General features: G+C 40.4%; 11 protein-coding genes. 7 read left to right on the plus strand and 4 right to left on the minus strand.

Annotation, left to right across the window (positions count from 1 at the left end; genetic code table 11):
• Positions 1–14: 14 nt before the first annotated feature.
• The gene (locus KGY70_11100) at positions 15–716 is read right to left on the minus strand and encodes a M48 family metallopeptidase (GenBank protein ID MBS3775727.1); all 702 of its coding nucleotides are present in this window, start codon (positions 714–716) and stop codon (positions 15–17) included.
• Between the two features lie 342 nt (positions 717–1058).
• On the opposite strand from KGY70_11100, the gene tsaB reads away from it, so the two are divergent.
• From tsaB to KGY70_11115, 3 genes are all read left to right on the plus strand, one after another.
• A complete protein-coding gene (gene tsaB, locus KGY70_11105) occupies positions 1059–1769 on the plus strand; it encodes a tRNA (adenosine(37)-N6)-threonylcarbamoyltransferase complex dimerization subunit type 1 TsaB (GenBank protein ID MBS3775728.1) in 711 nt (236 codons plus the stop codon).
• A 112-nt stretch (positions 1770–1881) separates the two neighbouring features.
• The gene (efp, locus tag KGY70_11110) at positions 1882–2451 is read left to right on the plus strand and encodes an elongation factor P (GenBank protein ID MBS3775729.1); all 570 of its coding nucleotides are present in this window, start codon (positions 1882–1884) and stop codon (positions 2449–2451) included.
• Between the two features lie 101 nt (positions 2452–2552).
• Positions 2553–3734 carry a SpoIIE family protein phosphatase gene (locus KGY70_11115; protein MBS3775730.1) on the plus strand — a complete coding sequence of 394 codons (1182 nt, stop codon included), beginning with the start codon at positions 2553–2555 and terminating at the stop codon, positions 3732–3734.
• Positions 3735–4038: 304 nt separating this feature from the next.
• On the opposite strand, the gene KGY70_11120 is transcribed toward KGY70_11115, so the two are convergent.
• On the minus strand, positions 4039–4362 hold the full coding sequence (locus KGY70_11120) for a 4a-hydroxytetrahydrobiopterin dehydratase (GenBank protein ID MBS3775731.1): 324 nt from the start codon (positions 4360–4362) through the stop codon (positions 4039–4041).
• Positions 4363–4700: 338 nt separating this feature from the next.
• On the opposite strand from KGY70_11120, the gene KGY70_11125 reads away from it, so the two are divergent.
• Together KGY70_11125 and KGY70_11130 are read left to right on the plus strand one after the other, a co-directional pair.
• Positions 4701–6692, plus strand: a complete 1992-nt coding sequence (locus tag KGY70_11125; protein MBS3775732.1) for a CocE/NonD family hydrolase — start codon at positions 4701–4703, stop codon at positions 6690–6692.
• 216 nt (positions 6693–6908) lie between these two features.
• The gene (locus tag KGY70_11130) at positions 6909–7643 is read left to right on the plus strand and encodes a hypothetical protein (protein ID MBS3775733.1); all 735 of its coding nucleotides are present in this window, start codon (positions 6909–6911) and stop codon (positions 7641–7643) included.
• Between the two features lie 68 nt (positions 7644–7711).
• Here the strand turns inward: KGY70_11130 and KGY70_11135 are convergent, their stop codons facing one another.
• Positions 7712–8041 (minus strand): type II toxin-antitoxin system RelE/ParE family toxin, encoded by a 330-nt coding sequence (locus tag KGY70_11135; GenBank protein MBS3775734.1) that lies wholly within the window; start codon positions 8039–8041, stop codon positions 7712–7714.
• A complete protein-coding gene (locus KGY70_11140) occupies positions 8031–8264 on the minus strand; it encodes a hypothetical protein (GenBank protein MBS3775735.1) in 234 nt (77 codons plus the stop codon). Before KGY70_11140 ends, KGY70_11135 begins: the two co-directional genes overlap by 11 nt.
• Positions 8265–8705: 441 nt before the next feature.
• Between KGY70_11140 and KGY70_11145 the strand changes: the two genes are divergently transcribed.
• Together KGY70_11145 and KGY70_11150 are read left to right on the plus strand one after the other, a co-directional pair.
• Positions 8706–9389: a response regulator transcription factor gene (locus KGY70_11145; GenBank protein MBS3775736.1), complete on the plus strand. Its 684-nt coding sequence runs from the start codon at positions 8706–8708 to the stop codon at positions 9387–9389.
• On the plus strand, positions 9386–10573 hold a 1188-nt coding region (locus KGY70_11150), incomplete at its 3' end, for a HAMP domain-containing histidine kinase (GenBank protein MBS3775737.1). The genes KGY70_11145 and KGY70_11150, both read left to right, overlap by 4 nt.

A 10573-nucleotide genomic window follows, 5' to 3' on the forward strand; every position in this document is an offset into this window, starting at 1 on the left:
AGATTGCCTTACCGCTATAAACGCGGATGGTATTTTTTTAATTCGGTTTTTAGCTTCATGATATTGCCCTTACTCATCCGATCGAGATGGGACCAGAATTCGGGGCTGTGATTTTTATATACGGTGTGACATAACTCGTGCAGCAGCACATAGTCGATCAGGTGATCCGGTAATCTCATCAGGTGAATATTCAGGTTTATGTTATTTTTTGATGAACAACTTCCCCAAAGGGTCCTGACGTTTTTGATGTAAAGTTTGTTAAAGCTCAGGTTGTGTTGTGAAGCGAGCTCGGAAAGTCTTTGGGGAAGATAGGTTTTTGCTTCCTTCCGCAGGGCTGTTATGACCCCCTCACGGATTACTGCCTGCAGCAGAGGGTCGTTCCGGTCGGTTTGGGAAGGGAAACGGACGATGATATCCGAATCTTCTATCTGATATGATGCATCCGCTCTTTCTTCAGGACTGAGAATTACCTTGTGCCATTTGGTCCTGTAATTATTAAAGTCTACATTGTTCTGCTTTTCCTGAAGAATGTTTATTTTACTTTTAATGATCGATTTTTTGGAAAGAATATAGTCACGGCCGGCTTTATAACTGACGTGTTTGGGAAGACTGACCTTTATCTTCCCTTTGGGATCATACCTTACCGTAATTCTTTTGGAGTGTTTTCTCTTGGTGATGTGCACCCTCCCCAACTCCGGAATGATTTCTTCTTTCATGTTTTTATGGTATTTTATCCAAATTTATTAAATCATTTTTACCCGAATTCAATAATACGAGGAAAAAGTTTATTATTTTTGATTGGGTTGTAAATATTTCATATAGGTAGTGTTTGTCCATAAAGTCAAGGAGATTTGAAAGAGTCTCGTCTAGAATATTCGCTGGTAAGGCTTGCGAGTTTTGAATGACAATGTAGAGACGTACGGCCGTACGTCTCTACCAAATATAATCGACTGTCATTCAAAACGAGTGTAACGCAGCCAGCGGATATTATAGACAGACTCTAGGTAGATAAAGTTATTGCTTTGAGCATTGTTTTGCGAAGGTTAAATTGAAATTGTATGGCATTGATTCTACATATTGAAACCACTACGCATGTTTGTTCTGTTGCTCTTACCAGGGATGGACAATTGGTCAGTGAACGGGAAAATAAACAGGGTCGTTCCCATGCTTCTCTGCTTTCATACTTTATCGGGAAGATTCTTTCCGAGACCCGGCTTGCCCCCGGCTCGCTTGATGCCATTAGTATAAGTGAGGGGCCGGGTTCATATACCGGCTTAAGAATAGGGGTATCTACTGCTAAGGGTCTGTGCTACGGGGCCGATATTCCCCTTCTTGCGGTAAACACACTCCGAAGCCTGACTCAGGGCTTATTCGCCAGGTTAAAAGGGGAAGGAAGGCAGCCTGGTGAAAATTCGATATATGTTCCCATGCTGGAGGCAAGAAGAATGGAGGTGTATTCTGCCATTATTGACAGCAACAACCAGTTTTTCCGGGGTGTTAAAGCAGAGGTGATTAATGAAAATTCATTTGGTCGGTGGCTGGAAAAGTATATCGTTTATTTCTTTGGAAATGGATCCGAAAAATGCCGTGAGATCATCCGGCATCCCAATGCCCGGTTTATTGAAGGAGTTGACCTTTCGGCAAAGCACATGGCATCGTTGGCAGAGGAAAAATATAGCAACCGTGAGTTTGAAGATCTGGCTTATTTTGAGCCTTTTTATCTAAAAGATTTTATAGCAACCATTCCCCGAAAAAATATTTTGGGATGAAGGCCTGGCCCGATACCTGAGATTTTCTGGTCATTAGATGTATTAATGGGTAAAATAGATAGATTATTCCAACTTATTGCTTTAATTTTGTATTTAAAAACAGGGAAAATATATGGCAAGTACAGCAGACTTTAGAAATGGAATGGTTATCAAGTATAATAATGATTTTTATACGATTGTGGAATTTCAGCATGTAAAACCAGGGAAAGGAGCTGCTTTTGTGAGAACCAAGCTCAAGAGCGTCACTACAGGCAAGGTGCTTGAGAATACCTTTTCTGCCGGGGCGAAAGTGGAGACCGCAAGAATTGAGCGCCGGCCTTACCAGTTTCTATACAATGATGAGCTGGGATACCATTTTATGCATACAGAAACATTTGAACAAATCACGCTTCCTGAAGATCATATAAATAATCCCCGTTTACTTAAGGAGAATCAGCAGGTGGAAATTTTGTTTCATGATGAATCAGAAACTCCGATCCGGTGCGAATTGCCACAATTTGTAGAGATGGAGGTCGATTATACCGAACCTGGAGTAAAAGGAGATACTACCTCCACAACGGCCCTTAAACCGGCAACTTTGGAAACCGGTGCCGAGATTAAAGTGCCGCTTTTTATCAATACGGGTGAGAAAATAAAGGTGGATACACGCGATTCATCTTATGTGGAAAGGATAAAAAAATAAAACAGGTTACCATATAGTTAAAGCATCTCAATTCAATTTTTATGAAAACCAGCCAGTCTAAAATTAAACGATTACAATTATTTTCATTCAAATTGAATTCTTTGCTTTCGATCACCAAAGCCATCAATGCCAATCTTGATACCGATAGCTTGTTGGCTCGTTATGAAAAAATTCTCCGTGAAGAGCTGAATATCGGAAGGGTACTCATTTATAAGTATAATTTTGATCATCAGATATGGGAGGTCATTCTTCAATCCGGATGCGGTGAGGAAGTAGAAGAAATCGATATGGAAGAAGACATCAAAGGTACTGAAGAGATTACTTTTGTCACCTCCTCTCCGAACCCCAATCTTCGGACTTTTGACAACATCATTCCCGTATTTAATAATAATGAACCCATAGCCTATGTGTTAATCGGTGATATTGATGAGGAGTCAAAAGGTGTAAGCCCCACCATCAAACATCTGCATTTTATCCAAACCCTTTCAAATATTATAATGGTTGCAATAGAGAATATAAGATTATACAATGAGAGCCTCAGGCAGGAAGCCTTAAAAAAGGAACTTGAACTGGCTTCCCGGATGCAGTCGATGTTGATACCCGACAAGAGTATGCTTCCCAATAACGAACATATCTTCATGGCGACTTACTATAAGCCACATTATGAAGTGGGAGGCGATTATTATGACTATATCCACCTGAGCGAAAACGAAGAAGTTTTTTGTATCGCAGATGTGTCAGGAAAAGGAATATCTGCGGCTTTGCTGATGTCAAATTTCCAGGCCAATTTAAGAGCACTGTTCTCTACCAATACAAAGCTTGAGGAACTTATTCCCAAACTGAATGAGCGGGTGATGGGCAGTGCGAAGGGAGAAAAGTTTATAACGCTTTTCCTGGCCAAATACGATTATCAGACAAGAATGCTGGAATACATAACAGCGGCGCATAACCCACCGATATTATATAAAACTGAGAGCGATGAATTGCAATTCCTTGAGGATGGTTGTATCGGCATGGGAATGCTCGATCAGATACCCTTTATAAACAAAGGAGAGATAAAGATAACTGAACCTACAAAATTGCTTTGTTATACTGATGGATTGGTTGAACTGATGAGCAGCAATAAGGTGCAGTATAATACAGACCAGATCAAGTCGCGTGTGGTCAATGGGGAAAGGATCGATTACAACATTCAGAAAATCATTGAAGATCAATACATTGATGAAGGAAGTACTGCCATTTTCGACGACATTTCTATTATTGGTGTTGAGTTTTATCCCTAATTTGGACAAGCCAAAACCAAATAGGATGCTTTCAAGGAATTTAATGTGTTTACGTTTTGGCTTGTCCAAATTAGCAAGCAAAATTTATGAGACATAATTATATGAAGGTCATGATCTTTTGCAATTATTTTTATCTTTGAAAATTGCCTCATAAATTTTGCCAAAAAAAGCAAGAATTTGACCGGTAAGGTAAAAGCATTTGCCGTTAAGGAAACGGATTTAGAAATACCAGGCAAAAAAACGCGGAGCTTTGGGCCCCGCGTTAATAAACAAACAACCATCCGTAATATGGAACGCAAAAAATTTAAATGTCTTCAATTTTTGATGCCACAATAAAATCATTTTCCGATAAACCCCCGATGGCATGGGTCGCCAGGTCAATGGTCACCTTGCCATAGTAAACATGCAGATCGGGATGATGTTGTTCTTCTTCTGCTATTTCCCCTACTTTGTTTGCAAAGTCAAGCGCTTCCCTGAAATTTTTAAATTTATATGTTTGCCGGATTTGGGTATTGTCAATTACTTCCCATTTGGTATCCAGTTTTTTCAGGTAATTTTTAATATCCTGTGATTTTAAGGGCAGTGTGCCTCCTTCACAGGGTTTGCATTTCTTTTCTTTAAGTTCCATCTCTATTCGCTTTTATGCATTCTACAAAATAAAACTGCTAACAGGCTTTTACATGTTAACAATGGAATAAGGATAAAGTTTAATAAGGTTGTCAGAAAAACCGGTTTTTTTATTCTTATATTTGGCAACTTTTTAGCCCGAATAATTCAAGAATTATTCCTGTCTCCGACAGCGACTAAGATTCACTAAAATTTTTTTCAAAATTTAAGTTCACCTAAGTCGGGGTTAACCTGCATTTTATTCATATTTGTAAAAATTTATGAATAATGCAGGTTAAGAGGGCACCCTCTTTTTATTTATTGTTTTTTTAATCCGGATTTATTAATTTACCAAACCATATGAAGATAAAAGTACTTGAGAACGTATGGATTCCCATGCAGGACGGAACCCATTTGGCTGCCAAAATTTGGATGCCTGAAGATGCAGAGAACCAACCTGTACCTGCAATATTGGAATACATTCCTTACCGTAAGAGAGATTTTAAAGCATTTAGAGACAATGAGATTCATGGTCATTTTGCAGAGCAGGGTTATGCCGGTGTTCGTGTAGACCTGCGTGGAAGTGGTGATTCTGAAGGTATTTTGAGAGATGAATATTTACAGCAGGAACTTGATGATGGTATAGAAGTGATCAAATGGCTTGCCGGTCAGGCATGGTGTACCGGTGATGTTGGAATGATTGGCATTTCCTGGGGCGGTTTTAATGGTCTGCAGATTGCTGCATTGCAACCTCCTGAGCTGAAGGCAGTGATAACCGTAGCATCGTCCGATGACCGCTATGCTGATGATGTGCATTATATGGGCGGTGCGTTACTTACCGACAATCTTTCCTGGGCTTCTACTATGTTTGCTTATAATTCCTGCCCTCCCGATCCGCAGATCGCCGGAGAAAAGTGGAAGGAGATGTGGATCGACCGGCTTGAAGGCAGTGGTTTATGGTTGAAGAAATGGCTGGAACATCAGCGGCGGGACGGATATTGGAAACATGCGTCCGTATGCGAAGATTATTCTGCCGTTCAGTGCCCTGTCTTTGCTGTAAGCGGATGGGCCGACGGCTATACCAATGCCGTATTCCGGTTGATGGAAAATTTAAATGTTCCCAGGAAAGGTCTGATAGGTCCATGGGGACATAAATATCCGCATATGGGAGGCCCGGGACCGATCATCGACTTCCTGAATGAATGCGTGCGATGGTGGGATCAATGGCTCAAGGGTATTGATACTGGTGTAGAGCATGAACCCATGATCCGTGCATGGATGAAGGACACTGTATCTCCTATTTCAGCAAAAAGGCCCGGAAGATGGGTGGGTGAGAAACACTGGCCTTCCCCTGAGATAGAAGAAAGGAATTTGAATATTCTTTCCGGCGAGCTTGATTTTGATATGTCGCAGCAAACCGATACGGTGCTCAGCATTCAAAGTCCTTTGAGTGTTGGGTTATTTGCCGGTAAATGGTGCTCTTATGCTGAAACTACGGATCTTCCCAGCGACCAGCGGGAGGAGGATGGAGGATCCTTGATTTTTGATACCCCGCCGCTTGAAGATGACCTTGAAATTCTGGGTTCACCCAGTGTGGAGCTGGAGCTTTCCTCCAACAAACCCATTGCAACGGTGGCGGTGCGTATATCCGATGTGGCACCCAATGGAAGAGCTACAAGGGTTACGTATGGCTTGCTGAATCTTACACACCGAAACAGCCATGAACACCCTGAAGAACTGGAAGAGCACAAAAAGTATAAGATACAAGTGGATATGAATTATGTAGCACAAAAGTTTCCTGCAGGAAATCAGCTACGTTTGTCCATTTCATCATCATACTGGCCTTTGGCCTGGCCACCACCCGAACCCGCTCGTCTAAAGATCTACCTGGAAAACAGCGCCCTTCAATTGCCTGTCCGCAAGCCCAAAGAAAGTGACGACCACCTCCGGGATCTTGGAAGACCAGGAGAAGGAAGGAAATTGGCGACAACCCTCCTTGTACCCGCACATCGGGAGTGGGAGGTGAAACACAACCTGGCTACGAATGAAGTCAGACTGCATGTGGCCAACAACGATCCTCAATACCGCCTGGACGATATCAACTGGGCGATAAAGAAAGACGTCACCGAGATGTATTTTTACAAAAATAACAATTACGATACACTGAGAGGAGAGGTTACGAGCAGGCGGGGTTTCAGACGGGATGACTGGGAAGCTGTTACCATCACCCGTACCATTCTGACTTCAACCCGGACCCATTTTCGGATTCGCGCTACTTTGGATGCCTATGAGGATGATACAAGAGTTTTCAGCAAAACCTGGGACGAAAGTATACCCAGAGACATGATGTAACGTTTGTTAACCTGCATTATTCAAAAACGAATCCCGCTGGTAAGCGGGAAAGTTTTTGAATGCGGGAAGATTTGCGGGATGAATGCAGGTAACCCCGCATCAGAAAAACCGGCTTTTTGCGAAATTTATTGAAGCAAAAAGTCAGGTTTTTCAATAGCGTCAGAATTATTCAAAAATAATTCGGGTTAAATTTGCCTGAATAATGAATCAATAGATATGAAAAGAATCGGCTTAACCATTTTTTTATTTGTTTTTGCCTTAAATCTGAAGGCGACCCATAACCTCACCTATTTTGTTTATGTGGAATCACAGTTCTTACAGGGTTACTGGAAAGATGCAGGTGAAGTATATGAGAGTGGGGATAAGTTTTTATACCCTCATGTTTATACGGATCTGTTCGGAACGGTAAAAAAGGATTTTTATAATAAGCTTTTGGAACGCTTAAATGAACATCATGGCTTTTATACGGCTGTGAGCCTTGATTCCAATACCTTGAAAAGGGAAGGTTATAGGGAATTTTATGATACACTGAATTTTGCCGTTCAGCCGGAGCTTACTGATGCCCAGATAAAAACTGTCAAGAACGAGCTTATTGCAACCGTACTAAGCGCGGGGGAATGTCAGGCTATACGCTTAAAGTTTTATAAAAATGGTGAACCTCAAAAGTCAGGCATATACGACTACAGCGATGTGGATTATCCTGTTTTTGATCTGGTTAGAATGAAAAAAGGAAGCCCACCTGTAACCAGGATTGTGGAAAAACAAATACGTGATACGATTTATCAAACCAGAATCGATACGGTAAAACAGGGAAAGGAGGAGGATACTTTGGAAGGAGTTCAGAAAGAATCTGGTAAAATGGAGAGGCGCTCCTGCTGGGACCGATATCTGTGGCTGGCGATTATTGTTGTGCTGGGGATACTGCTAATCCGAGAGAGAAGTGTAAAGTAAAAAAGTTAAAACACTGGAAGCTCTGTAAGAGCGAAAGGTGAATCATTAATTATGTAAAGGACAATTAACTATTTATCTAAGGATTTTAAGAGTTCTTCAAATTCCTTTCTGGTAATATCTCCTTTTTCTGATTTATCATAAATGGTAAGAAGATATACTTCTGATCGAGTAATTTTAACACAAGTTATTACTCTTGCTCCACCAGCTTTTCCTTTTTTCTTTGATTTTATGGGCAACCTAATTTTATAACAATCTTTTCCTAATGGTGTGCCTAACTTGGGATTTTCTTCGAGATTGTTAATCAGTGATTCTAGTTCAAACTTTAAAGAAGCATATTTCTTTATAAGCCTTTTGTATGCTTTTTTAAAATTTGATGTATAAAGAACATTAAAGTTCATCTAGCAGTTCTCTTGCCGGGTTGAGTTTAATTTTGCCTTCTTGATGCTGGTTAACTTCATGCAGGGCTTCTTTTAGTCCTTCCAGTATTTCAGCTTTAGAAGGATTTTTGCTCTCAGTTTCTTGTATTTCTTTTATATAGGATTTTAATTTTTCCCAGTCTTCTATTGGGATATATACCCCAGTCTTTTGTCCTTTACTATTCAATATGTATTGTAAGTTCATGATGAGTTAAGATTTAGTATTTTTAATATTATTGTCATTTTAACAAAGATACAAAATGATTGTATAATTATGAAATAATTTGCCTAAGATTGCATTGTTTATTTCACCTCATCGACAGATCTTTTTCCGTTACCGTAAAGTGATAGTGCTCCGCATCATATACAATGAACAGATAATTTTTTCTATACATATGATCTGTTTATTGCATGCGTTTATGTAATCAAACGGCTTCAAGCCAATGTAAGCGTGATAAAAACTGTTTCTGAAAAGAAATATACATACCGATTGTTACTTTGTTTAAAAATTCTTAACTTCCCTAGCTTTCATTAAACTGGAGAAGAGGTTATAAAATAAGGATTTGTCATTTTTTATCCGCTGATTTTAAACAAATTTTCTACAGATTTTGATGTTACATTTGCTCAAATATACATCTTGAAAAGGATGAAATTACTTATCGTTGAAGACAATCAGGAACTCGCTGGTGATATTGCCGGCTTTCTTCAGGAAAACGGTTTCATCACCGAAATTTCCGGTACCTATCATGATACGGAGGAAAAAATCGAGCTTTACAATTATGATCTGGTGATTCTTGATCTGGGTTTGCCCGACGGTGATGGTCTGGAACTGATCCCAAAAATTCAGGAACTACATCCGGAAACGGCCATCCTTATTCTTACAGCCAAAGACGGGCTGGATTATAAGGTTAAGGGACTGGACTGGGGAGCGGACGATTACCTGACCAAGCCTTTTCATAATGCTGAGTTGAATGCCAGGATACGCTCCATTCTCAGGCGGAGGTTTGCAGGAGGACATAATCTGATTACTTATAATGAGCTATCCATTGATTTGAATGCACGGGAAGTGACAGTTAACAATAGCCTGCTGAAGCTGACAAGAAAAGAATACGATCTCCTCCTGTTTTTTATATACAACAAAAACCGGTTGCTTACAAAGGAAAGCATAGCTGAACATTTATGGGGCGATCACATTGACCAGGCCGATAATTTTGACTTCATATACAACCACATCAAGAATCTGCGCCGTAAGATCAGCCAGGCCGGGGGCAGGGATTATATCCGGTCAATGTATGGAATGGGATATAAATTTGTAATGGAAGAAACATGAAAAGGAAGAAATTTAAATTACTTTCCAAGGCCTTATTTTTCTACCTGCTGGTTACGTTAATCTCTTTTATCATTAGTGCAAAGATTCTTCAGAACGAAGCAAATCAACACATGCACCGGATTCTGGAGAACCGTTTTCAGCATATGGAAGGATTTATAGAACATAAGTTGAAAGAAGATCCGGACAAATTCAGGGATTCTGATTTTGCCAACGTTCGTGAAGTAGCCTCTATCCCAGGAGATTTTCAACCCGTGTATACCGATACGGTAATGATGAACGAACAAACGCAGCGGGAGAATATTTACAGGAAAAAATCCACTTATATCACCGTGAATGGTACCCATTATAAACTGGAGATGACCAAGGAGGCAGATGAACTTTATCGTTTCAGGGACGATGTTTTCGAAATTGTGTTGCCTGTTTTTATTGTGTTGGTTCTGGCCATATTTCTGATCAATTATTTATTGTCGGGTTATCTGTTCGCTCCTTTCAGGCGCATCCTTAAGCAGATGGCATCTTACAGAATAGGAAAGTCCGGTTCTATCGATCATATAAAAACCTCCACCTATGAATTCGACCGGTTAAAGCATTTGTATGAAAATATGCGACAGCGTATTGAAAACGATTATTACCAACTGAAGGAATATACGGAGAACATGTCGCATGAGCTACAAACTCCGCTTAGCATCATACATAATAAAACCGAGTCCCTGCTTTCTGCCAACGACCTAAAGCCGGAACAGGCCAAAAAGCTAAAGGCCATTTATGAAGAAACACAGCAATTGTCAAGGATGGGGCGTGCGCTGAACCTGATTACCCAGATAGAAAACCAGGAATTCACGAATATCCAGACCATTCACACGACGCCAGTCATTCGTGGCCATGTGGATAAGATCAGGGAAATTGCAGAAATGAAACAGCTTCAAATAGAAACCAACCTGAACGAAGAGCATACGCTCACCATCGATGCAGGTTTACTGGATATACTGATAAGAAACCTGATCAAAAATGCCATGCGGTATTCCCATCCCTCCACAACCATATATATTGAAACCAATGAGAAACATTTCCGGGTGATCAATGAAGGTAATGAACCCGAATTCCCGGAAGAAGAGGTTTTCAAACGCTTCAGAAGAGGCAATCGGAATAATTCTCTGGGACTTGGACTCGCCATCGTGAAAAAA

The sequence above is a fragment of the Bacteroidales bacterium genome (assembly GCA_018334875.1).
GTDB lineage: Bacteria > Bacteroidota > Bacteroidia > Bacteroidales > UBA12077 > JAGXLC01.